Source organism: Haliscomenobacter sp. (genome assembly GCF_033763495.1).
GTDB lineage: Bacteria > Bacteroidota > Bacteroidia > Chitinophagales > Saprospiraceae > Haliscomenobacter.
On sequence record NZ_JANRKL010000188.1, the window covers coordinates 27834 to 52212 of the forward strand.

Sequence of the window (24379 nt, forward strand, 5' to 3'; positions counted from 1 at the left end):
TCCTTATTTGGGATGACGCTTTATCCTCAAACCCAAAAAATAGTAGCCCAATTACCCCTTTTCACATGGATACAACGAGGAAAAAAATGCAGATAATCAGGTGGTCTTGCCTAAATTAGCAGGCTATTAACTGGGGATTTTCCCATTCACCTGATTGTTAACACTCACATCCTAACCATGCAAAAACTAGGTACACTGCTGGTCCTGGCGCTTATTTCTACAGCGCTTTCAGGCCAATCCAATCTTTTGCTGCGCCATCCGGCGATCAACCACGATGGTTCACAAATTTCTTTTTCTTTCCAGGGCGATATCTGGACGGTGCCTTCCTCGGGCGGAAAAGCGACCCGACTCACCATTCACGAAGCCTACGAAGGTACGCCCGTTTACAGCCCAGACGGCAAAAAAATTGCCTTTTCGGGTGCCCGTTATGGCAACAATGACGTGTTTGTAATGCCTTCCGAAGGAGGTAATCCCAAACGATTGACCTTCCATTCAGCTGGCGATAATGTAATGGGCTGGGCTTCGAATACCCAAATTGTGTTCAATACCAATCGGGAATTTCGCCAAATTGGTGGACACCCTGAAGTGTACGGCATCAATGCTTCGGGGGGTACCGAATCCCGTTTGCTGGATGCCGAAGCCTATGACCCTACGTACTCACCCGATGGCCGTTTCATTGCCCTGGTGCGGGGAAGCATCAACCCCGTTTTCCGCGAGGATTACAAAGGCAGCGCCAACCGTGAAATCTGGATTTACGACACCAAAAACAAGAAGTACAACAAGCTACCTTTGTTTGAGACCAACGACATCCTGCCGCGTTGGGGCAACAACCGCACCTTGTACTTCCTGAGTTCTACCACGGGCACTTACAATTTGTACCGCATCAACATCAATGAAAATGGTCAGGCCCAGGGCAGCCCTGAACAATTGACTACTTTTAAAGATGAAGCCATCCGCCATTTCAGCATTTCAACGGACGGTTCTACGATTGTTTTTGAAAAGGACATGAACTTGTACCTCATGAAGGCGGGCAAGGGCAATGGCAGCAAAATCAACGTGCAAATTGCTGCTGATGAGCGTTTTGACCCTAGTGAGATGAAAACCCAAAGCACGGGTGGCAGTGAATTGGCCATTTCACCCAATGGAAAATTGATCGCGTTTACCATTCGTGGTGAAGTGTTTATCAAAGAGGCGGACAAGGAAAAAAACCGCAGCGTCAATGTTTCTGAACACCCCAACCGGGATATGAATCCTGCCTGGTTGAGTGATACTTCACTGGTTTTTTGTTCAGACCGGGCGGATGGAAATTTTGAGTTTTACCTTCTGCGTTCGGCAGATCGCACTGAGCCCAACCCTTTTAAGTCGCTCAAACACGAATTGATTCGCCTAACCACCACCAAAGAGGATGAGTCTTCACCAGTGGTTTCTTCCGATGGCAAAAAAATTGCTTATGTGCGGGGTCGGGGTGATTTGATCGTAGCCGATATTGCCGGAGACGGAAAACTGAGCAATGAAAAAGTGCTGGTTGATGGTTGGGCCGGTGCCAATGGGGTGACCTGGAGCCCCGACAACAAATGGCTGGCCTACTCCATGAGTGACTTGTATTTCAACAACGAGGTCTTCATTCACGCTGCCGACAACTCCAAACCGCCTGTAAACGTTACCATGCACCCACGCACCGATTCCCAGCCTTTCTGGAGTGCGGATGGGTCGAAACTAGGCTTCCTTTCTGCCCGCAACAACCGCAACGCCGACGTGTGGTTTGTATGGTTGAAAAAAGAAGATTGGGAAAAAGTGAGCCAGGATTGGCAGGAAAAGGACGGCCCAACTGAAGGTGCTCCGGGAGCTGGTGCAGGTAGGGCGAATGCCAAAGTCGAGCCTAAACCCATCCAGATTGACTTTGACAACATCCATGAACGTTTGGTGCAAGTCACCAGTTCTCCTGGGGATGAATCCGGCCTGGTTATTTCCAAAGACGGTCAAACCTTCTTTTACACCGCAGTCAGCAGTACTGCGCGTGGCCGTGATCTGTACAGCATCAAGTGGGATGGCAAAGACCTGAAAGAAGTGACCAGGGGCGGCAGCAACCCCTTCGGCCTGCAAATGGACAAGGAAGGCAAATACGTTTATTATGGCCGCCAGGGCGGCTTTTCCAGGGTAGATGCCAAGTCGGGAACCGCCGAAAGTTTGCCCTACTCTGCCAAAATGAAGATTGACTACCCTGCCGAACGTTTACAGATTTTTGAAGAAGCCTGGCGCACCATTCGCGATGGGTTTTATGATCCTCAAATGCACGGCTACGACTGGAACGCTTTGGGGCAAAAATACCGTGAACGTTGTGTCAATGCTTCTACCAACAACGACTTCCGCGACATGTTCAATTACCTGCTCGGAGAAATCAACGCGAGCCACATGGCACTGACTGCTCCTGACCGGGCGGAAACTCAACAAGAGTCTACAGGTATGTTGGGCGCAGAAATGACACCCGTCAAGGAAGGGATGCGAGTCAATCGGGTTATTCCCGAAAGCCCCGCCAGCAAAGTTGGCAGCCAGCTCAATGTTGGGGATGTTATCACAGCGGTGAATGGAACCACTTACAGCGAAAGCAGCAACTTTTATGAAAACCTGAATGGCCTGGTCAACGAAAAAGTGCTGCTGAATGTACAAAGTGCTGACGGCAAAAGTCGTGAGGTGGTGATTCGTCCAAGTGCCAGCCTGGCCAACAACCTGTACGAAGAATGGGTGGACAATCGGAAAAAACTGGTGGACGAATGGTCCAAAGGTCGACTGGGTTACATCCACATCCGGGGCATGGACATGCCCAGTTTTGAAGAAACCGAAAGGGAGTTTACCGCGGCTGGTTATGGCAAAGATGGCCTGGTCATCGATGTACGCTTCAACGGTGGGGGCTCCACCGCGGATTACCTGATGACGGTACTCAACTACAAACAACATGCCTATACCATTCCCCGCGGCGCCAGCGAAGACCTGGAAAAGGACAAGAAAAAATACCGCGATTACTACCCTACTGGCGAACGCCTGGTGTTTTCGGCCTGGATGAAACCTTCGGTTGCGCTGTGCAACGAGGGCAGTTATTCCAATGCCGAGATTTTTTCGCATGCCTACAAAACCTTAGGTATTGGAAAATTGGTTGGTCAGACTACCAATGGCTCGGTGATTTCCACGGGTGGCCGTGGTTTGATCGATGGCTCCTTTGTACGTTTGCCTTTCCGAGGCTGGTTTACTAAGGCTACCGATAAAAACCAGGAGTTAGGCCCAGCTGTACCAGATATCATCGTGGACAACTCCCTGGATTATACGGCAAAAGGTACTGATGAGCAGTTGAAAGCGGCAGTTGAAGCGCTGTTGAAGGACTTGAAATAGTGGTGAAACATGGGTCATCCCGAATTTTTGAAAAGTCAAATTCGGGATGACTCATATTCATGCTTGATCAGCCCAAATTTTCTCCAAATACACTTTTTATTTTGGCTGGATTTGTCCATTTTTTGTCCTGTTCATCTCCCATTCCTTTCTTATTTTTGTGGCAATACGCCATACGATGTCTAAAAAAATTGCTTTTTTAATCTCGCCCAAAACCCACTTCCTCGATTTGGCTGGACCTGACCAGGTTTTTTACGAGGCCATCGATTTTGGGGTTCCCTTTCAGTTGGAATATTGCAGTTTTACTTCATCCAGCTATACTTCTTCTGGTTTACATTTTGCACAATTGCGGCCATATGCGGAACTGGAACTCCAGGCTGGCGACTATTTGTTTATCCCGGGGATGGATGGCAAATTGATCGTTGAGAATAAATTGGCCTCCCCTGAATTGTTAGCCTGGTTGCGTGCCATTTATGCCCGGGGAGTCAACATCTGTTCTGTCTGTACCGGGTCTTTTATGTTGGCACACAGTGGCTTATTGAATGGCAAAAATTGCACCACCCACTGGAAGTATACCCAAAAAATGCAGCACCTTTTCCCCCGAACAAAGGTGAAAGAAAACGTACTCTTCACCGAGCAGGACGGGATATTCACCAGTGCCGGGGTAGCTTCGGGCATAGATTTGGCCTTGCACATTTTAGAAAAAGAAGCTGGGCAATACTTGACCCATAAAGTGGCCCGCGAATTGGTCGTCTACATTCGTCGGGGTGGCAATGAAGCACAACAAAGTGTATTTTTAAACTACCGCAATCACTTGCATACGGGCGTTCATCAAGTGCAAGACTGGCTGAATGAAAACCTGCACAAAAAGTACTCCATTGATGATTTGGCGGAGATGGCCCACATGAGCACCCGTAATTTTACCCGCATCTTTAAAAAAGAAACCGGCATTACCGTGAGTGACTACATCACCCTCTTGCGCTGTGAAAAAATCAGGGAATTGCAGAAAAAACCGGATTTGTCGCGACAGCAAATTGCCCAACATATTGGTTTGCAAAGTGATCGACAACTTCGGCGCGTGATGGCGAGTATGGAAGGATGATCTACCCAATTTCGGCTATTTTCTTTATCTTTGTAGCAACCAAAACATCAAACCACATGAGACAACTCATCAAATTGGGTTTAATCCTGGTTGTGGCCATTCTGGTGTACAACTATTTCTTTGGTGATGCGCAAGAAAAAGCCCAGTCAAAAGAAATATTCCACAAGGTAGGTGAACTGGGCAAAGCCTCCTGGTCTTTGCTCAAGTCGGAAAAGGCCAAGCTGGACGAAGGCAAATACGATACGGCTATTGACAAGATTGGCAATGTGTACGACGACCTGCGCAGCCGCGCCCGTTCCAGCAACGACACCGAATCGCTGCAACGCCTGGCTGAGTTGGAGCGCGAGCGTCAGGCGCTGGAGCAGCGAATGGCCGAAATCTACGCGGAAAAAGAACGCCAAACGGGTAGCAAACGCCCCTTGAGCACCACCTTGGTTGCCGACGAAAAAGAACTCAAAATTGACCTGCGCCGCCTGCTGAGCGATACGGAAACGTTGATGCGGCAGATGGAACAAGAATAGTTGAAAAGTTGAAGAGTTGAAAGGTTGAAAAGAAAAACAGTTATTAAGACGATTTACCTCTTACACCTGAGTTTATCTTTTCAACCTTTCAACTTTTCAACTTCTTTTCAACTCTACAACCCTAAACCATTCAACTTTACATGTCGAACATCGCCACTCGCCGCACTCGCCCCAACTACCTCTACTCCATGGTCAGCGTGGCCCTGGTGCTCTTTTTACTGGGCTTTTTTGGTGCCATCCTGTTGCACGCGCAGCAATTTGTGCGTTTGTACAAGGAAAGAGTCAACCTCATCGTGGAACTGGCGGAAACCGCCACTGTCCTCGACATGATGAACCTGGAAACCTACCTCAACAACGCGGCCTTTGTACGCCCAGGGACCATTCAAAAGGTGTCCAAAGAGAATGCGGCGGAAATGATGCGCAACGAATTTGGGGAAGCCTTCCTCAAACTCGACCTACCCAACCCCTTCCTCGATGTGGTCTTTTTCAACCTGAAAGCGGAATACCTCGATCCTCAAAAGCTGCAACAAATCCGCGAGGAAATCAAGGGACTGAACGCCATCAACGACGTGTACTATCAGGAAAGCCTGATCGACAACATCGCCAACAATTTGAAAAAAGCGGGCTACTTTGCCCTGGGCTTTGGACTGTTTTTTATCCTGTTGAGCGCCGCTTTGATCCACAATACCATCCGCCTGGCCTTGTATTCCAATCGTTTTTTGATCAAAAACATGGAGTTGGTGGGGGCTTCCTGGAGTTTCATCAGTCGCCCTTATCTGCTACGGGCCATGTTGCACGGGATGCTGAGTAGTTTGATTGCAATTTTGACCTTGTTAGGACTGCTGTACTGGATCAACCACAGCTTCCCGGAGGTTTATTTGTTTCAGGATGCCCGTTTGTTGTTGCTGGTGATTTTTGGGATCGTGTTTTTGGGCGTACTGATTTATGTATTGTCGACCTTTTATGTGGTGAACAAGTATTTGAAGATGCGGGTGGATGATTTGTATTGAGTGATAGCCTAATTTCATTTGATAAAAAAATTTCTACCCGACCGCCACTTCAAACTGCCCCCCCACATTCTCATAATCCCTAAAATCCACCGGCATCACGCCCGACACCCCTTGCTCCGCCATGTACACCCCATAAATCGTATCCACGGCCGCCATGGTCAGCTTGTTGTGGGTCACGATGATGAACTGCGAGTCTTTGGAGAACTTCTTGATGACTTCTACCTCTCATCCTCATCCAACTCATTCTCAATATCATCAATCAATTCCCGTAGTTGTTTATCCGGTAGGGTATCCATTTCGGATTTATCATAGATGGCAACAAGTACCACCGTAATGTTTTGTTCCTGTTCATTTTCAGCAACCTCAATTTCTACTTCAACCACATGAGTGATGATGCGCAGACCACCACTTTTCCCTTTTCCTTTGCTTTTTACAGCCAGTCTTATTTTGTAAGTGTTTTCTCTAATGAGCGTTCCAGCTCTTGGGTTTTGCAAGAGTTCATTTTGCAGGGCTTGCAATTCCGTTTTGAGCGACGCATACTTTTTGCTGAGCCTTTTTGCATCTCTACTGAAAGAAGCAATAGCGACAATCCTACAATTCATCAATCAAATCGCTTAATGAAACACCTTGTATTTCCCCTCTTTTAATTTGCCGCACTTCTCGAAAAGCATCTTTGAGTTTCGCTTTGAATGCCAACAGGTTCTCCAATCTATTCAACTCTTTGACCAGGTTTTCCCAGTCCTGAACGGCTAATTGAACGAACACTTTTTGCCCTTGGGAATCAACTACATAATTTGTTTGTGGCAATACCATAACCAAAAATTTACCTGCAAAATACGGTTATTTTTTAGACGATACAAGCTTCGGATTCACCTACCCGACCGCCACTTCAAACTGGCCCCCCACATTCTCATAATCCCTAAAATCCACTGGCATCACGCCCGACACTCCTTGTTCCGCCATGTACACCCCATAAATCGTATCTACGGCCGCCATGGTCAGCTTGTTGTGGGTCACGATGATGAACTGCGAGTCTTTGGAGAACTTCTTGATGATGCGGTTGAATTTGGTGATGTTGCCATCATCCAGAGGCGCATCCACTTCGTCGAAGATACAGAAGGGTGCGGGTTTGAGCAGGTAGAGCGCAAAGAGCAGGGCGGTAGCCGTCAGGGTTTTTTCCCCACCCGACAATTGGCTGATCGTTTGCGGGCGTTTGCCTTTGGGCTTGGCCACAATTTCAATGCGCGAATCCAGCGGGTTGTCTGGTTCGAGTAGGATCAGGTCGCAGTTGTCGTCTTCGGTGAAGAGACTGCGGAACACGTCGATGAAGTACAGGCGGGCCTTCTCAAAAGCCTCCAGGAACTGCCGGGTGGCGGTTTCTTCTATTTCGAGAATGGTTTGTTCCAGTGATTTTTTAGCCGCCACGATGTCATCGCGTTGCTGGGCGATGTTGTCGTAGCGCTCTTTGATTTCGGTATAGGCTTCAACGGCCATGGGGTTGATTTCCCCGTAGTTGTCCAGGCGTTTTTTGAGTTTGTCTACTTCCTCTTGGAGCTCGGCTTCGGGGCGTTTAATTGAGGGCTCTTCGTTCAGGATGTCGTTGATGCCGATTTCAAACTCGATGCGCAGACGCTGAGAAATGGTGCTGATTTCAAACTTGACATCGTTGAATTTGTCCTTCAAATTGTTGATCAGCACTTGCAGGTCAGTTTGCTGGCGACTCAGCTTGCGCAGGCGGTCTTCCATTTCCACCATACCCGTACGGGCCTTGAAGTACACTTGTTCGGCCTCGGTGAGTGAGGATTCGTGGACGCCACGCTCAGCGTAGGCTGTTTGTAGGTTGCTAGCCAGTCGCACCAATTCATCAGCCACCACGGTGATGTCCCTGTCTGCAGTGAGGATGCTTTGCTGGTTTTGTTGCAGGGCGTTTTTGGTGTCCGTGATTTGTTTTTCACGGAAAGTCAATTCTTGCTGGAAGGTATTGACCTTGTTTTGCTGGCGAATGAACTGGATGTTTTTGTCGTTAAAAGCCGCTGAGGCCTGGCTCAACTGGTCAGCCATTTGCCGGAAACTACCGTCGGTTTGGGCGATTTTTTCCTTCACCCCGTCCAATTCCGTATACCGCAAGGTTAGTTGAGCCTCGGTCTCTCCTACGGTCTCCTGTAATTCCTTGATGCGTTGCTCGGTCAATTCCCGGCGATTGCTCACCTCCTGAATCAGGGATTCAAAATTCGACAAACTGGTGGCCAGGGATACTTTTTCCTGCGCCAATTTATTCAGTATGCTGCGCTGTTGCTGCATTTCCAGATCGGGGCGTTTGGCCTTGAGGGCATCTACCCGTTCCTTGAGGTTGAAAGAGGAGGTTGACAAGCGGTTTTCTTCCTGCTCGGCTTTTTTGATGGCTTCCTCCAGTACTTCAAGGTTTTTCTTCCGGCCAATTTTTTTGCCCTCGAACAACCCAATCGAACCACCCGATACACTAAAGCGACGTTTGATGATGCGGCCGCTGCGGGAGAGCACCACCACATCCTGATCGGGTAAGGTGCCACTAATCTCTTCTTTTTCGGTCAGCAGCACATTCTCCAACAAATAACCAACCAGATTGCGGTAAGTCGGGTCGGTTTGTACCAATTCGATGGCCATTTTGGTTTCAGGCAAAAGGGTCATCGGCATCTGGTAATCGCGGAAGGCGTCCAAAACGAAGAAATTGGCCTTGCCTTTTTGGGTTTTACCCAGCAATTCAATGGCAAAATAGGCTTCCTCCAAGTTGTTGACGACGAAGTAATTGAGGTAAGGCTCCAGGTAGTTTTCGATGGCTACGCGGTATTCTTCACTCACGTAAATGAGGTCGGAAAGCAGGGGCGCGCCTTTGTCCCAATCCTTACTTTTGACCAGGTATTGAATCGATTCGGGAAAACCTTCGAGGTTTTCCACCATACTTTTGGTCAGTTTGTATTCGTTGCGTTTGGCGTCGAGGTCGCGGCGTACACGGGCGATTTTTTGGGTAATTTCGCTCAGTTCAGCTTCCCCTTTTTGCAGGTCTTGCTGGCGTTTTTCCTCGGCTTGTTCCAATAAGGTAACCGCTTCTTGCTGCACCCGCTCCTGGGTTTCGAGTTCCTGCACCTTGTTGCGAAGCCCACTTACCGATTCCTGGCGTTGGCGAATTTCCGCGTTGTTGCGGTTGAGGTCGTTGTGGTGGTTGTCGATCTGGTTGAGGCTGATGGCCTTTTGTTTTTCCAGTTCGTTGATGGCGCGCTCCAGTTTTTGTTGCTCCTGGACCACTACATCGAGGTCGGCTTTCATGGCACCGTGGCCGCCCCGAATTTTATCGAGTTGTTGTTCAGCGCTTTCGAGCTCTTGTTCAAGGCGCGCTTCCACCCGTTTTTCTACGTTCAATTCAGAGCGGTAGTGCTCGATGTCTTCTTCCAGTTGCACGATGCGGCCCTGAGCTTGTTGGATATCTTGCTCCAGTTTCTGGCGGTTTTGCTGCACAAACTGTTGCTTTTGCTCCAACATCCGCCGGTCGTTTTCCATCCCCCGAATGCGGCCAACAAGGCTATTGAGGTCGCGTTGGCGTTCGGAAAGGGCTTTTTCTTTATCGAGGTGGGTGAGGCGTTCTTTCTCCAGAGTGGCCTCCAGATTGCGGCTTTCTACGTCGATCTGGCGGTAGTTGTCCTGTTCTAGGTCGATCTGGCTTTGTAGGGTTTTGTGTTTTTCTTTGAGCGAGCCGACCTTGATCAGGGCCAGAGCCACACTGAGCTGCTTGTATTCTTCCTTGAGTTCGAAGTATTTCTGGGTGCGTTTGGCCTGCTTTTCGAGCGATTTGAGGTTGCTTTCAATTTCAGCCAGCAGGTCTTCAATTCGGTCCAGGTCCTCGCTGGTGCTCTTGAGTTTGCTGAGGGTTTCTTTTTTGCGCAGCTTGTACTTGGATACTCCGGCGGCTTGCTCGAACATTTTACGGCGGGAATCTTCCTTGTCTTCCAGGATATCATCCACCATACCCAAGGCGATGATGGCGTAAGAGTTGGAGCCAATGCCAGTGTCTAAAAACAAACCGGTGATGTCCTTCAGGCGGCAGGTAACCCCATTAAGACGGTATTCACTCTCTCCACTACGGTAGAGCATGCGGGTGATGGTGACGGTGTTGTATTCGGTAGGCAGCAGGTTTTTGGTGTTCTCAAAAGTCAGCGAAACCTGCGCAATCCCGGCAGGCTTGCGCTTTTTGGTCCCATTAAAAATCACACTGGACATTTGATCCAAACGCAACTCCCGGCTGCTCTGCTCCCCCAAAACCCAGCGGATGGCGTCCACTACATTGGACTTACCCGACCCATTAGGACCAACAATACCAATGACATCCGCACCGAAGTTGATGACCGTCGGATTGGCAAAACTTTTAAAACCTTTGATTTCTAGACTTTTGAGCCGCATATGTGTGGGTTAGTTGGAAACAAGCCTACAAAGATACAGCATCCCCCTCCAATCGGGTCTTGATAAGTAGGCGAGTTTTCCACATTGCCTGTTGGTAAAGGGGGAAGTTATACACGAGGTAAGGGGAAAAATGGGTTTCATAGGGATAAAAATCACCACACCACGCTGACATTTCTCATTGTTTAATTCGTTAATACCACAAAAATTAGACATTTCTTTTATGAAAGCTTTTTTTGACAAAATTAAAGCCTCTTCTTTTGGAAGATTATGAAATTTTTACTACATTTCAGGTGAACAAGTTGTTCTCCTTTTTTCACTAAATTTACTGTCTATGAACATCACATTCAATGATCTTAGGGACATTAAGCACAAGCTCCCTACTGGCAGCATTACACGCATTGCGAGAAAGCTGAACATTTCCGAACAGACGGTACGGAATTATTTTGGAGCATCGAAGTTGGATGACGGTGAGACGATAGGTGTACACATCGAACCGGGTCCCGGAGGAGGAGTTGTTCATTTGGATGATGAGACTATTTTGGAGGCGGCCCGGGAAATCCTGGCCGAGCAGCAGTAACGCTGCCCATTATTGCCACGAGAAACCGATTTTTTGAACCGGCCACCAAGGCACGCAGGCACCGTTCAAAGCAATTTCATGGTGTGTCTTCGTGCCTTAGTGGTCAAACACATTCATCTGATTTCCTTTTCTACATCTTCAAGTAAAAAGCTCTGGTTAAATTTTGGTAGGCTTCAGTCCACTCATCTGGCCCTTCCTGGCGAATAATCAATTGATCCCGCTGCGGTGTGCGACTTTCCAATTCAAATTGCATCAACAAACGTTCAATGGGTTTATTGGCATTGGTCAGCACCTCTGTAACCCGGGTGCAGTAAAAATGATAAGTCCCCGCCAATTCCTGAAAGCGCAGGCCTTCTACAAAGGGTAAAATCACACAGAATTTCCCGTTTTTGGCGAGTAGTTTCTGAACAGCACGCAGCATGTCCCCATGGGGCAATTTGACGGTATGTCGGACACTGTTGCGGTCCTGATTGAAGGAAAAGGTTCCACCGGTGAAAAACGGAGGATTGCTTACAATCAAATCATACTCTTGCTGTTGAGTCCCCGCAAAATCCTGAATGGATTGATGAAAAGCGCTTAAACGATCAGCCCAGGGGGCATTTTTTATATTGTCTACCGCTTGGGTGTAGGCGAGGTCATCAATTTCCACAGCATGGATTTGAGCCCCTGTATTGCGCTGACCCAACATAATGGCAATCAAGCCAGAGCCGGTTCCGATGTCCAAAATCCGGGTGGCGTTTTCTACATCAGCCCAGGCGCCCAACAATACTCCGTCAGTGCCCACTTTCATGGAACACTTGTCTTGTTGGATACTGAATTGTTTGAATTGAAAGGTTTGCTCCACTATTTCAATCTTATCCACTGGTTCTGCTTTGGCTTTCGCACTCATACTTGCTTTCGTTTTGAACTTAGAGCATGTCTACAATATTCCGACATGCGTTTGCAAAGTTATAACATCCTAAAATAGCTTTGGTTTTTTTTGAGCACACACCAAAAATCATTTTTTGCGAATCTACACTTTTAAACACAATTTTTAAAGCATACGCTCAATCGTTGGTCATGGGGCAATTGCGCCCTGACCCTTTTTGATCATCCCTACAAAACAAAAAAAGATGGCAGAAATGAACACTCCGGAGCGTAGCTCCAAAGGGCCGCGGCGTGCCTCAAAATCATCTACCCGGGTGGATTTGACCGCAATGGTTGACTTGGGCTTTTTGTTGATTACCTTTTTTATTCTGGCTTCCGCTTTTCAAAAACCGAAGACAATGGAGGTGAATAAGCCAGTGCCTCCCGAAGACCCAGAGCAGCTTATCTGTTCACTTTTGTCCAAAAGTAAAACATTTACCCTGGTGGCTGGAAAAAACGATAAAATATACTGCTACACTGGTGCTGATTATGAAACGGATTTAAAAGTGGATTCCCTCTCCTTTTCACGACAAAACTTACGCAAACGAATCATCCAGCGCCAACAGGAAGTAAAAGCGCAATGGGGGCACCAGGATGAATTGTTTGTATCGCTCAAATTTTTCCCCAAATCCAAATACCGTAATATGGTGGACCTGTTGGATGAAATGAAAATTTGTGGGGTAAAACGTTATGCAATTGTGGATGAATGGAATGAAATGGATGAAATAATTGCCGCACATTCCGGCAACCTGTAGGGGCGACCCTTGCGGTCGCCCGTATGTATGCAGTCGCCCGTACGCTCCCATCAATCCAAATACCGTTTGTTCAATCCATCATACGCATCAATGCGCCGATCCCTGAAAAACGGCCACATCCGACGTACCGTTTCGGTGCGGTGTTTGTCGATTTCGATCACCTGAGCCACTTCCTGATCAATCGGGGCGCTGTAAAGAATTTCCCCTTGTGCGCCCGCAATGAAGCTTTGGCCCCAGAAACGAATGCCTCCAGTAAAACCTGAGAAATCCTCCTCCCAACCCGTACGGTTGACGGAAATAACCGGAAGTCCATTGGCCACGGCATGCCCTCTTTGGATGGTTTGCCAGGCCCCAAATTGGCGATCCTGTTCTTCTCTGGGATCAGTATCTGCCCAACCGATGGCGGTGGGATAAATCAGCACCTCTGCACCACGCATGGCCATCAGGCGGGCGCCTTCAGGGTACCATTGGTCCCAACAAACCAGAACGCCTAGTTTGCCTACTGACGTGGAAATGGGATTAAAGCCCAGGTCGCCCGGGGTGAAGTAGAATTTTTCGTAGTAGGCAGGATCGTCAGGGATGTGCATTTTGCGGTAACGCCCGGCTTCAGTGCCGTCTTTTTCAAATACTACTGCAGTGTTGTGGTAGATGCCGGGTGCCCGCTTTTCAAAAAGAGAGGTGACCAAAACTACGTTGTTTTCCCTTGCCGCCTGGGCAAAGGTATGGTAGGCTGGGCCTGGAATGGGCTCGGCGAGGTCAAACATATCGGCTGATTCTGCCTGGCAAAAATAGATGCCACAGTGGAGTTCCTGGAGTACGACCAGCTCAGCACCTTGCTCAGCGCAGTTTCTGATGGCGGCAAGGCTTTTGGCGATGTTTTCGCTTTGGTTGGGGGAGCAGGTTTGTTGGATGATGCCTGTTTTCATGTGTTTGGTTCTTTTCCCATCGGCATATATCCCACGGCTAAAGCCATGGGGTGATGCGGTGGGGTGGCCTCCCACGGGTGAATCCGTGGGTTGGCTAAGGTTATATTTTCTACATTTCGACCAGCAGGTTGCAGCCACGGATGTCTCCGGCGTCGAGACGGCCCAGAACTTCAAATGAGCCGTCAGCGTACACTTTCCCAAGATCTTCGGTGGCGATGAAGGAAATGGTATCCAGGTTCGCCAGGTCGATTACATTGATGACACCGGTACGGGCTGGGGGTGTTGCAGCCAAAGGGTCGTTGGGTTCTCTTGTCCAGACGCGGAGGGTTGGACTGGGATGAAACAAACCTTTTCTTTTTGAATAGGCTTGAGACAACAATTCAGTCATTCCGTATTCAGAATGGATCTCTGGAACGCCCAGACCCTGCGTCAAAATTTCATGCAATTCTACCCGGGTCAATTCCCGACGTCGACCTTTCATGCCACCCGTTTCCATCACAATTAGCTCTGGAAAATTCAAATTACCTTCCTCGGCTAGATCCCAGAGCGCAAAACTTACTCCGATCAGCACTGTTGGGATTTTTTTTTCGGCACATTCCGCCAGGGTGTTGCGTAAGGCGGCGTGATCGTACAAATAAAAACCACTTTGACGGTATTTGGACCATTGTACAAAATGTTCCGCCATATAAACCAGGGAAGAACCTTCTCGTTCCAGATAAGCGGGCAAGAGTGCAACAAAGCAATAATCCGACAAAGGGCCATAAAATGCCTCGAAACCACGCAAGGTATTGTGGGTGTAATCCATCAAACTTCGCACTGGATGACGACTAGTTTGTGTCCCTGTAGTGCCACTGCTGGAAAAAACAGCCTCGTTTGGCCATTCTCCAGTTTTTATCTCGTATTGTTTAAACAACTGAATGGGTAAACAAGGTATGGCTTCCAAACGTTGAATGCGGGAGGGGTCGATGTGCAACAAATCCAAAAATTTTACGTAAAGTGGATTGTACCTTGCCTGAAAGCGAAACACTTGAAGTGCAAGCGCTTCGAATTCATCAGGCTGCACATTTTGGATGAGATCGTACAGATGACTCCTGGCCGACTGAAATATCATTTCTTGTTTCAATAAAAAGTCTTATTTTTTGATCAAATTGAGGCGGGATTTGCGTTTGCCCCATTTTAAATAACCTGATTGTGGTGACTTGAATCCGGTCAAAATTAGTAATTATGATGAAAAAGTCTGGATATTTCCTCTTTTGCCTTTTGATTTTGCTGCTGGCCAGTACATGCTCCAACCCGCCAGAATTCCCGGCTGAACCCGTGATCGAATACCTGGGGTTGAGCCATACTTCCATTGATCAAAGCCGTGGTGGTGGTATTCCCCTGGATACAATCGAGATTCGTTTTGCTTTCACCGATGGAGATGGAGATTTGGGCAGTGAAGACAGCACCAATATCTCGCTGACCGATAGCCGAGACAATTTTGAGCATTTTTTCAAAGTGAGTCCAATCCCCCAGTTGGGCTCAGGAGATGGTATCCAAGGTGAGATTTCGATTAAACTGACCAATAGCCCCGATACCAAATATTTTTGTTGTACCTTTCCCAATACCCGTCTGACCTGCATCCCCAGCACTACCTTCCCCACGGATTCTCTCTCTTATTTCATCCGAATTCGAGATCGCTCTGGCAATTGGAGCAATACCATCAAAACCGAGAGAATAACCATTTTTTGTAAATAAAACATCGGACGTATGAAACCACACAAATCTCCGCGCAAACCAGGTATGCACAGCGTACACGACTCCAAAGGTTCAGGAGCACGAACGATGCATGCCCAGCAGGGAATCTCCACTAAAACCATCATTATCATCGTAGCGTCTATAGTTGTCTTTTTGGTATTGATGTATTTGATGATGGCGGGATAAATCCTTTCCATCAAGCATGCAAAACCTTGATCTGGCTAAACCCATCGCTCTGCTTTTTCACCTGAATTTGCACGCCAATGCGTTCTTTCAACTCCTTGACGTGGGAAATAATACCAATGGTTTTGCCACTCGATTGCAGGTTCTCGAGCGTGGAAATGGCGAGGTCTAAACTGCTGTCGTCCAGTGTGCCAAAACCTTCATCAATAAAGAGGGATTGAATGGACGTATTGCGGCCAGCCAATTCGGAGAGTGCCAGGGCCAGGGCCAAACTCACCAAAAAACTCTCCCCTCCTGACAAAGTACGCATGCTGCGGCGATGGTTAGCCTGGAAGGTATCCATGATCTCCAGCCCCAGGTCTTCGTTGGCTTTTTTCAAAATCACATACCGGCCATTGAGTTGCTGCAAATGGCGATTGGCCAGTTGGATGAGTTTCGCCAGGGTCAGACCTTGTGCAAAGGTGCGGAATTTTTTACCATCAGCCGAGCCAATCAGGTCATTGAGCTTGGCCCAACGTTGGTATTCTTTTTGCTGTACCTGAATGGATTTGAGCAAGGTTTTGGCCTTGCGTTGTTGCTGCTCGTGGCGCTGGAGTTTTTCCAACAATTGCCCCAGGTTTTGCTCCAGCAATTGCCAGGCCTTTTCTTGTTCCTCCAACAGGGTTTTGAGGGCTTCCGCTTCGGGGGCTTCCCGAGTTTCCTGGATCAGGTCGGCCAATTGCAGGGCATTTTCTTGTTGCAGCCGTTGCAATTCTGCTTCCTGCCGGGCTAATTGTGCCTGCATGCCGCGGATTTCCTCTTCTTCTTGCGGGCTGAGCATAGAGGCGCGTAGGGCAGCCAAATCCTCCAGTTGTTGTTTTTCCAGCACCAGAGCCAACTCTGCTTCCAGTTTTTGGATTTCCTGATTGCTGCGCTGGAGTTCAGTGAAGGCATTTTCGAGGCGCGTCTGGGTGGCAATATTGGTTTCCCGCAATGCCTTCAAACGGGCGTTTTCGGTTTGCAGTTGCTCCTCGGCCTGGGCAATGGCCCATTGTAATTTTCCCTTAAACGCTTCAATGTCCTGCTCTTCAATCAGGGCGGTTCTTTTTTGTTGCAAAAGAGACAAGGCTTCGCGTTCCTTTTGAATCAACTGGAATTGTTGTTCCCTTTGCAAAGTCAATTTGTGCAGGTTATCCACATGCTGTTGGCTTTCAAAGCGATTTTTCTCCAGTTCCCGTTCCAGTGAAACTTGTAATTCCTGCGCTTTTTGAAAATGCTCTTTGGCATTGTTCAATGCTTGAAGCAAGGTGGTACTGTTCTCTTGATATTCAAAATCGAGCAAGTTCAGTTTTTCCAAAACGATGCCCTGCTTTTGCATCATTCTCGCCTCGATCTCGTTTTGTTTTTGCACCAACTGTGCTTGCCTTTCGGCCATGATGGCAGCACGCGACAGCAGTTGTTGCTCGGCCTGTTTGGAATCCAATAAGGCATCCTGTAAGGTTTGCAACTCTTTGCTCAAGGATGTCAAAGTTGCAATAGCGTGTCGGCGGGCTTGTAACAACTGGGTGGTGTTGGCGAGGTATTCGCCCAGGGTGCCCGCCTCCTGATCTACTTCAATGCCTACCAAACTCCCCATCACCCGGCCTCTTTTCCCTTCCAGGTCGTTGATTTGCAGCAATTTTTGGCTTAACTGACCATGCAAGGGTTGTACCAATTGTTCCACCTGGGTGCTGGTTTCCCGCAATTGTAGGGCCAATTCCTGGCGATGCAGCCGTAAGGTTTCGGCATTGGCCCGGGCTTTTTCGTATTCTTGCAGGGCCAGGTCGACAAAAGGTTTGAACTCATGGTAGCGAAAAGGATGTTCGGTGGAAAAACAAAGAGGACAGGCCTCCCCTTCTTTCAGGCGGTGGCGATCTTGTTCATAATTGGCGATCAGGCGTTGTTGCTCGTATACTTGCTGTTTATACAAGAGGATTTCATCGCTTAATTCTTGTTCATCAAAAACGTTCAGCAGTTGTTTTTGCAAATCCATTTCGCGGTGGCGCAGTGCTTCCAGTTCTTGTTCCAGATGACTGATCTCGGCCAACAGCTGTCGATAGGTCCCGTTTAGTTCTTGCAATTGTTCGAGCTGGCTTTGGCGTTGATTGAGGCGTTCCAGGTCCTGATACAACCAATTGAGCAATGCCTCATCGGAATGGGGTACATCGGGCGGCAAAGCAGCTTCGTAGGCCGCTTTTAGCTCAGTTTGTCGGCCCAACAATTTGGTTTTCTGGGCTTGTATCTCCTGGATTTGTGCCTGCAAACCTGCCAGCTCCTGGGTAGACTGGCTTTGTTCCTGAAGTAGAATGGCACTTTGTTGTCGCGCCTCTTCCAGCGACCCGATTTCACTTTGTAACAGTGGCAACAAGCCCGCCAATTGATGCCAGTTGGGATGTTCCTGCAACCAGCTTTGCACCTTTTGCAGTCGTTCGTTGGCGGCTTGGCGCTCGGTTTCCAGCTCCAGACCTTTTGCCTCACTTGCTTTTTTTTCTGCTTCCAAACTTTGCAGCCCCCCCTCCTGGGCTTGCAATGGTTGGGCACGGGTATTGATCTCCACATCCAGGCGCAGGGCTTCAGCGAGGATAGGTTCCTGCTGTTTTTGTTCCTGTTGAGCTTGTTCCAGGCGTTTTTGGGCTGCCTGGTTTTGGGCTTCCTGCGCCAACAGCGCCGCTTGTTGCACTTCCTCCTGCGTTTTTAGCTCAGCAACTTGAGTCTCAATTTGGATTTTCCCCAACAATAAATCGTCCAATTTTTGCAATTGGGGCTGGTAAATGCGGAGGGATTGATAACGCTGCAAACGGAAAAAAGAGGCATCTGCCGCAGACCGGGCAACTTCCCACTGGCGGTATTCCTGCTGGAGGTTTTCGGCGCTGTTTTCAAGTTCCGATTTGCGTTGAAGTTGTTGTTGAAAATGGCGGAGCTTTTTAAGGTTCTGCTGAGTACCGGCGCTTTCTTGTTCCAGTTGTTTGGCTTGTAGAGATAGGGCCTCAGCTTCTTCGGGGGGTAAGATTTCCAGGCGGCTTTTTTCGGCCTGCAGGTCTTTTAGCAAAAGGTCTTCCTGCTTGTGACGGGCATAAGCGGCTTTGGACAATTCACTGTAAATTTCGGAGCCCGTAATTTTTTCCAACAACTCACTGCGTTCTCTTTCGTCGGCGTGTAAAAAAGCTGCAAAATCACCTTGGGCCAATAGGACTGAGCGCCGAAAACGATCGTAATCCAGGCCCGTCAGTTCTTCAATAAGTTGATCAACTTCTTTGCCTTTTTGACCAATGGTGAGGAACTCTTCTTTTTCAACATCCCAGCGTTCCAGGCGGCGGATGGGCTCCTGGATTTTGCCTTCCAGTTTCCCCCCGGAGCGGTGCATGCCCCATTTTGCCCGCAGGAGAATGTTGTTGTTTTCAAATTCTACTTCCGCCAAACACTGGGTTGCTCCAAAAGACAAGACCTCGCCCCGCTCACTGCCTCGGGGCAACTTCCCAAACATGGCCAGGGTAATCGCGTCCAAAATGGTGCTTTTGCCCGCGCCTGTATCGCCCGTGATGGCAAACAGGCCCGTGGTGCCCAGCGGTGCCGTTTGGAAATCGATCTCGGCGTCGAGGCGCAGGGAGTGAAGGTTTTTTATGGTGAGTTTGCGGATCTTCATGATTAAGTGAAAAGTGAAAAGCGAATGGCGAATAGCGAAAAGTGAATAGCTTAGTGGTGAGTTTATGGGCTATTCAATCCTTCCACTAACTCTCGAAAAGTGGCCTCCAATTCGGTCCATTCTTCTTCGCTGCGCTGTTCTTTTTCGGCTCGTTTGCGAAAAACTTCAAGTACATCGAGGGATTCCAGGGACTCCACCACGGCGTCCAATTGTTCGTCGAGGGCCTGGTATTGGCGTTCGAGGCGAATTTTGAGGATTTCGAGCGGCCAGTCCTTGACGAGGGTTCGCAAATGGCTGTCGAGTTGGGGAATGAAGGTGGGTGATTGTACAATGACTTCCACCCAAGCGGACAATGCTTCGCGCTCTTTGCTGGCAAAAACTTGCAGTTTATCTTCTACCTCGGCCAAAGTGCCTTGGATGGTTTTGAGGCGGCGAAAAGTGGGTGCGGGTAGAAAGCGGACTTCGCTCAGGGCGTGACCATCAAACTCCAGGCAATACACGCCCTTTTCATCTTTGGTTTCACTAAAACTCAGGGGAATCAGCGAGCCGGAGTACCTCACCCGGTTTTGCCCGGCAATGGCCTGTGGGCGGTGGATATGCCCGAGGGCTACATAAGAAAACAGCTCGGGCAAGGTGTCGACATCCAGGTTTTCGGTATTTCCGATGTAGATGTTGTCTTGTTTGTCGGAAGCTTGAGCGCCTTGGGCGTACAAGTGACCGGTAGCAAGAATGGGTACATCTTGGTCGCGGTAAGGCTCCAACAAGGTGCCCATGTCTTGATAGCGCTGGCGAATCCCGGTTTGGATGCGCTGAATGCGGTCGAGGGTACTTTCGCCGCTCACACTGGGGGAAAGGTCGCGGTCGCGCAAAAAAGGAATGGCAGCGACGACTGCCTCTAATTCCCCGGCAGCATTGTGGAGCAACAAACAATCTTGTTCCAGGTTTTCGGCAGCAGCACCCACCACCCGGATGTTGAGGTATTCCAGGAGTTCGCGTGGCGCATCGAGCATGCCTGGTGAGTCGTGATTGCCACCGATGATCACAATGTGACGACAGGTGGTATTCAATAAACTGGTCAAAAAATTATAGTACAATTTCCGCGCGGGATGGGGCGGATTGCCATTGTCGAAAACATCCCCTGCCAGAATCAAGGCATCGGCTTGTTCCTGCAGGATGGTCTCGAGGAGCCATTGCAAGGCCAGTTGTTGTTCATCGCCCCGCTCGTTGAAAAGGAGGCGTTGACCAAGGTGCCAATCGGAGGTATGGATGATTTTCATGTACAATGCTGTTCAGGCAGCCAATATAACAAAAGTAGAATTAATATAGTAATGCCCGAATCATCCGCTCCTTTCCACTCAAATCTTTTTGCAACACTATTTCTTTCCAAGCCATCTCACTGAGCATTGTTGCTACTTCACTGGCATTGTATTCATTGCATTCAAAAAATAGATAGCCGCCTGTACGGAGATTTTGTTGGGCAAAACGGGCAATCTGGCGGTAAAAAATCAAGGGATCATCGTCAGAAACAAATAGTGCCAGATGTGGCTCAAATTCGGTGACTTGAACGGGCATCAACACCACTTCCCGTTCAGGAATATAAGGCGGATTGCTGATGATGACGTCAAACATAGGGTTATCTAAAAAATGTTGGGGCCAAAGGGCTTCCTGCAAAATATTCACTTCGAGCCAATGAACTTGTACCTGGTTGAGTTGAGCGTTTTCCTGAGCAAGCGCGAGGGCAGCAGGGCTTACATCCAGGCCCCAAACCTCGGCCTGGGGTAGTTTTTTGGCGAGGGTGATGGGGATGCAACCGGAGCCCGTGCCGATGTCGAGGATGCGGGGTGTGGTGCTAAAGATCGGGGCGTTTATCGTCTCCAGCACCCATTCCACGAGTTCTTCGGTTTCGGGGCGGGGAATCAAAACGCGGGAGTCAACCTTGAATTTGAGGCCATAAAAATCGGCTTGACCAAGAATGTATTGGAGTGGTTCTTTACGTTGTAAGGCGGAAAGGATAGATTCGAGGTGGCTTGCTTGGGTGTCGTTCAGAGTTGCTTGGGCAAATTGGCTGCGCTGGAGCTGGAAACAGTCTTCAAAGACGATGCGGGCGATGCTTTGGGCTTCGCGGGGGTCGAAGAGGGATTGTTGTAAGGCTATGACAAATTCATCGAAGGTACTCATGCTGTACATCACAAAATTTAGAGATATACCAAAGCGACATGAATAGCAACACGGATAACCACGGATTTACACGGATTTTCTTTTGCCTGCGGCAAAAGTTTTTTTGGCCACAAATGACACAAATTTTCACAAATTGGGCACAAACTTCGTTTGCGCGAAAGCGCGTTGGCATGAACGAAGTGAATGTCTAATTTGTGAAAATTTGTGTCATTTGTGGCTTATTAATCACGTCGCAGGCGTGAGACAATCCGTTTAAATCCGTGGTTATCCGTGTCATCCGTGTTGCTATTCATGTCGCTTTGGCAACAAGCTTAATATCTTAATACCAACTTCTCAAGACAACCTCCCCCGAAAATCCTCATACCCAAAATGCTTCACCACCTCCAACCGATCATCCTCATGCCAGATGCAAATATCCGGATGTTTGACTCCATTAAAAGTAGTGGTTTTGACCATGGTATAGTGGATCATGTCCCAAAGGATAAGGCGGTCGCCCACTTGCAGTTCCTGCTCAAAGGAATATTCCGTCATAAAATCACCAGCCAAACAACTCACCCCCCCCAGGCGATAAGTGGGTTTACCTGGCACTGGATCTGTAGCGCCCAATACCTTGGGACGATAAGGCATTTCCAGTGTGTCGGGCATGTGGGCTGTAAAGGAGACGTCCAGAATTGCGGTCTTAACTCCATGGCTGTCTACAATATCGAGTACAGTGGAGATCAACTCCCCAGTTTCCCAGGCAATGGCGCTGCCTGGTTCCAAGATCACTTCCAGGTGTGGATTGCGTACCCGAAAAGCTTGCAAGGCTTTGATCAAGCGATCCACATCATAGCCCTTGCGGGTCATTAAGTGACCGCCACCAAAGTTGATCCATTTCAACTGTGGGAAAAAGACGCCAAAGCGAGCTTCAACGGCTTCCAGCAGGTTAGCAGTGTCATCCGCGCTCGATTCGCACAGGGTATGGATGTGTAATCCTTCAATCCCAGCTGGCAATTGTCCACTCAGGTTTTCGAGCATGGTACCCAAACGGGAGCCTACCGCCGATGGATTGTACAAATCCGTTTCTACCACCGAAAACTCGGGATTCACCCGCAAACCTGGCGAAATGGGTTGCTGCGCTTGGCTCAATGCTCCCCTAAACCGCTCGTATTGCGCTACCGAATTGAAGGTGATGTGGCTGCTGTACCGCATAATCTCCTCAAATTCAGCAGGTAGATACGCCGGAGAATAGGTATGCGCTTGCACCCCCATTTCTTCAAAAATCAGCCTGGCTTCATGTAGGGAGCTGGCTGTAGCTCCCGCCAAATATAGCTTTACCAATGGGAAAACCTTCCACATGGAAAAGCCCTTGAGTGCCAGAATGACAGAAACCCCGGATTCTTGCTGCACCCACTGGATGAGCTCCAGGTTGCGGCGCAAACGAGATTCGTCGAGTACGTAAGCGGGGGAAGGAACTTGAGTGTAGTTGATCATTAATAAAAGGAAGTTGAGGAAAGTTCAGTATTATTGGTTATCAAGCAATTGGTAATGGCCAATCCTTTTGGGATAAATTTTTTTTGAGTTAAGAGTGAAGAGTACATGAGTAGTGAGTTTAGAAGTGAGCTGCCGCAGCAGCTTTGTCCCAGCTTTTGTTTAAGAAACGGCGGCAGCTCACTTCTAAACTCTCACTTTACTTCAAAACTCTCAACTCATGTACTCTTCACTCTTAACTCAAAAAAAACTTACTGATTGATCAGACATTAAACAATCAATCGACGGCTCTAATATTCAAACTCCAGATCTCCATCGACTTCCTCATGCCAAGGCAAACCAACTTTGCCCAATTCAGCGAGGAAAGGATCTGGATTAAATTCTTCTACGTTGAACACGCCGGCACCACCCCAGTGACCTTCCAGGAACATCTTGGCCCCCAACATGGCAGGAACACCCGTGGTGTATGAAACTCCCTGGGTTCCGGTCTCTTTGTAAGCATCCTGGTGTTGGCAATTGTTCCAAATGTAGTAGTTGCGCAATTTGCCGTCTTTGACGCCTCGAATGCGGCAACCAATGGAGGTTTGGCCTGTGTAGTTTTCACCCAAGTCGCCAGGATCGGGCAGTACGGCTTTCAGGAATTCCAGCGGAATCACATCAATACCTTTGTATTTCACGGGTTCGATGCCAGCCATGCCGATGTTTTGGATCACGCGCAGGTGAGTGAGGTATTCGTCGCCAAAAGTCATCCAAAAACGGGCTCTCTTGAGGGATGGATAGTTTTTCACCAAAGACTCCAGCTCCTCGTGGTAGATCACGTACGAACGTTTGGGACCGACGTTGGGATAGTCGATGTCTTTCCAGATTTCGTGTGGCTCGGTGTACACCCACTGGCCATTTTCCCAGTAGCGCCCTTTTTGAGTCACCTCACGGATGTTGATTTCCGGGTTAAAATTGGTTGCGAAGGCTTTGCCGTGGCTACCTGCGTTGGCATCGATGATATCGAGGTAGTGCATTTCATCGAAGTAGTGTTTGGCGGCGTAAGCCGTAAACACGCCCGTTACACCTGGGTCAAAACCACAGCCCAGGATAGCGGTCAAACCTGCTTGCTTGAATCGGTCTTGCAGGGCCCATTGCCAGGAGTATTCGAATTTGGCTTCGTCCTTAGGCTCGTAATTGGCGGTGTCCAGGTAGTTTACTCCCGCTTGCAGGCAGGCTTCCATGATGGTCAAATCCTGGTAAGGCAAAGCCACGTGGATCACCAATTTTGGTTGAAAACTGCGCAGCAGTTCCACCAATGCAGGTACATCTTCAGCGTCAATAGCAGCCGTGCTGATGTGTTGATGCCCGGTGTCGCGTTTTACATCGTTGACAATCACGTCGCACTTGGATTGGGTGCGGCTGGCGACCAGAATTTCGGAGAATACTTCAGGATGTTGAGCGCATTTGTAGACCACTACCCGGCCTACCCCACCCGCGCCAATGATGAGTACTTTGGACATTTTTCAATGGATTTTAACGATGAATGCTAGCTTGTCAGT

Annotated in this window: 19 protein-coding genes; 8 read left to right on the top strand and 11 right to left on the bottom strand. The window is 48.7% G+C overall.

The window, feature by feature from the left end:
* Positions 1 to 177: 177 nt before the first annotated feature.
* The 4 genes from SFV55_RS21090 (at position 178) to SFV55_RS21105 (ending at position 6014) form a co-directional block, all read left to right on the top strand.
* On the top strand, positions 178 to 3384 hold the full coding sequence (locus SFV55_RS21090; RefSeq protein WP_320031533.1) for a S41 family peptidase: 3207 nt from the start codon (positions 178 to 180) through the stop codon (positions 3382 to 3384).
* A 175-nt stretch (positions 3385 to 3559) separates the two neighbouring features.
* Positions 3560 to 4483: a GlxA family transcriptional regulator gene (locus SFV55_RS21095; RefSeq protein ID WP_320031534.1), complete on the top strand. Its 924-nt coding sequence runs from the start codon at positions 3560 to 3562 to the stop codon at positions 4481 to 4483.
* A 56-nt stretch (positions 4484 to 4539) separates the two neighbouring features.
* Positions 4540 to 5004, top strand: a complete 465-nt coding sequence (locus tag SFV55_RS21100; RefSeq protein WP_320031535.1) for a hypothetical protein — start codon at positions 4540 to 4542, stop codon at positions 5002 to 5004.
* Between the two features lie 140 nt (positions 5005 to 5144).
* On the top strand, positions 5145 to 6014 hold the full coding sequence (locus tag SFV55_RS21105; RefSeq protein WP_320031536.1) for a cell division protein FtsX: 870 nt from the start codon (positions 5145 to 5147) through the stop codon (positions 6012 to 6014).
* A gap of 218 nt (positions 6015 to 6232) precedes the next feature.
* Here SFV55_RS21105 and SFV55_RS21110 read toward each other — a convergent pair whose 3' ends face one another.
* From SFV55_RS21110 to smc, 3 genes are read right to left on the bottom strand one after another with little or no spacing between them, the layout of a single operon-like run.
* On the bottom strand, positions 6233 to 6616 hold the full coding sequence (locus SFV55_RS21110; protein ID WP_320031537.1) for a hypothetical protein: 384 nt from the start codon (positions 6614 to 6616) through the stop codon (positions 6233 to 6235).
* The gene (locus tag SFV55_RS21115; RefSeq protein ID WP_320031538.1) at positions 6606 to 6827 is read right to left on the bottom strand and encodes a hypothetical protein; all 222 of its coding nucleotides are present in this window, start codon (positions 6825 to 6827) and stop codon (positions 6606 to 6608) included. The genes SFV55_RS21110 and SFV55_RS21115 overlap by 11 nt, the downstream gene beginning before the upstream one ends.
* Before the next feature lie 60 nt (positions 6828 to 6887).
* Entirely contained in the window at positions 6888 to 10445 is a 3558-nt protein-coding gene (smc, locus tag SFV55_RS21120; RefSeq protein ID WP_320031539.1) for a chromosome segregation protein SMC, read from the bottom strand.
* A gap of 331 nt (positions 10446 to 10776) precedes the next feature.
* On the opposite strand from smc, the gene SFV55_RS21125 reads away from it, so the two are divergent.
* Positions 10777 to 11022: a DNA-binding protein gene (locus tag SFV55_RS21125; protein ID WP_320031540.1), complete on the top strand. Its 246-nt coding sequence runs from the start codon at positions 10777 to 10779 to the stop codon at positions 11020 to 11022.
* Between the two features lie 130 nt (positions 11023 to 11152).
* Here SFV55_RS21125 and SFV55_RS21130 read toward each other — a convergent pair whose 3' ends face one another.
* The gene (locus SFV55_RS21130) at positions 11153 to 11911 is read right to left on the bottom strand and encodes a tRNA1(Val) (adenine(37)-N6)-methyltransferase (protein WP_320031541.1); all 759 of its coding nucleotides are present in this window, start codon (positions 11909 to 11911) and stop codon (positions 11153 to 11155) included.
* A 223-nt stretch (positions 11912 to 12134) separates the two neighbouring features.
* Between SFV55_RS21130 and SFV55_RS21135 the strand changes: the two genes are divergently transcribed.
* A complete protein-coding gene (locus tag SFV55_RS21135) occupies positions 12135 to 12683 on the top strand; it encodes a biopolymer transporter ExbD (protein WP_320031542.1) in 549 nt (182 codons plus the stop codon).
* A gap of 50 nt (positions 12684 to 12733) precedes the next feature.
* Here SFV55_RS21135 and SFV55_RS21140 read toward each other — a convergent pair whose 3' ends face one another.
* Positions 12734 to 13609 carry a carbon-nitrogen hydrolase gene (locus SFV55_RS21140; protein ID WP_320031543.1) on the bottom strand — a complete coding sequence of 292 codons (876 nt, stop codon included), beginning with the start codon at positions 13607 to 13609 and terminating at the stop codon, positions 12734 to 12736.
* A gap of 109 nt (positions 13610 to 13718) precedes the next feature.
* Positions 13719 to 14732 carry an acyl transferase gene (locus SFV55_RS21145; protein WP_320031544.1) on the bottom strand — a complete coding sequence of 338 codons (1014 nt, stop codon included), beginning with the start codon at positions 14730 to 14732 and terminating at the stop codon, positions 13719 to 13721.
* A gap of 101 nt (positions 14733 to 14833) precedes the next feature.
* Here SFV55_RS21145 and SFV55_RS21150 point away from each other — a divergent pair, with 101 nt between their 5' ends.
* Both SFV55_RS21150 and SFV55_RS21155 read left to right on the top strand, forming a co-directional pair.
* Complete coding sequence (locus SFV55_RS21150; RefSeq protein ID WP_320031545.1) at positions 14834 to 15346, top strand: hypothetical protein; 513 nt, start codon at positions 14834 to 14836, stop codon at positions 15344 to 15346.
* 12 nt (positions 15347 to 15358) lie between these two features.
* Positions 15359 to 15532: a hypothetical protein gene (locus SFV55_RS21155; RefSeq protein WP_320031546.1), complete on the top strand. Its 174-nt coding sequence runs from the start codon at positions 15359 to 15361 to the stop codon at positions 15530 to 15532.
* 10 nt (positions 15533 to 15542) lie between these two features.
* Here SFV55_RS21155 and SFV55_RS21160 read toward each other — a convergent pair whose 3' ends face one another.
* From SFV55_RS21160 to SFV55_RS21180, 5 genes are all read right to left on the bottom strand, one after another.
* Positions 15543 to 19190: an SbcC/MukB-like Walker B domain-containing protein gene (locus SFV55_RS21160; protein WP_320031547.1), complete on the bottom strand. Its 3648-nt coding sequence runs from the start codon at positions 19188 to 19190 to the stop codon at positions 15543 to 15545.
* A 62-nt stretch (positions 19191 to 19252) separates the two neighbouring features.
* Positions 19253 to 20467 (bottom strand): exonuclease SbcCD subunit D C-terminal domain-containing protein, encoded by a 1215-nt coding sequence (locus SFV55_RS21165; protein WP_320031548.1) that lies wholly within the window; start codon positions 20465 to 20467, stop codon positions 19253 to 19255.
* Between the two features lie 40 nt (positions 20468 to 20507).
* Positions 20508 to 21368, bottom strand: coding sequence for a peptide chain release factor N(5)-glutamine methyltransferase (gene prmC / locus SFV55_RS21170; protein ID WP_320031549.1), 861 nt, complete (start codon positions 21366 to 21368; stop codon positions 20508 to 20510).
* Positions 21369 to 21701: 333 nt separating this feature from the next.
* Positions 21702 to 22841: a carboxynorspermidine decarboxylase gene (gene nspC, locus SFV55_RS21175; RefSeq protein ID WP_320031550.1), complete on the bottom strand. Its 1140-nt coding sequence runs from the start codon at positions 22839 to 22841 to the stop codon at positions 21702 to 21704.
* Between the two features lie 287 nt (positions 22842 to 23128).
* Positions 23129 to 24340: a saccharopine dehydrogenase family protein gene (locus SFV55_RS21180; RefSeq protein WP_320031551.1), complete on the bottom strand. Its 1212-nt coding sequence runs from the start codon at positions 24338 to 24340 to the stop codon at positions 23129 to 23131.
* Positions 24341 to 24379 lie beyond the last annotated feature (39 nt).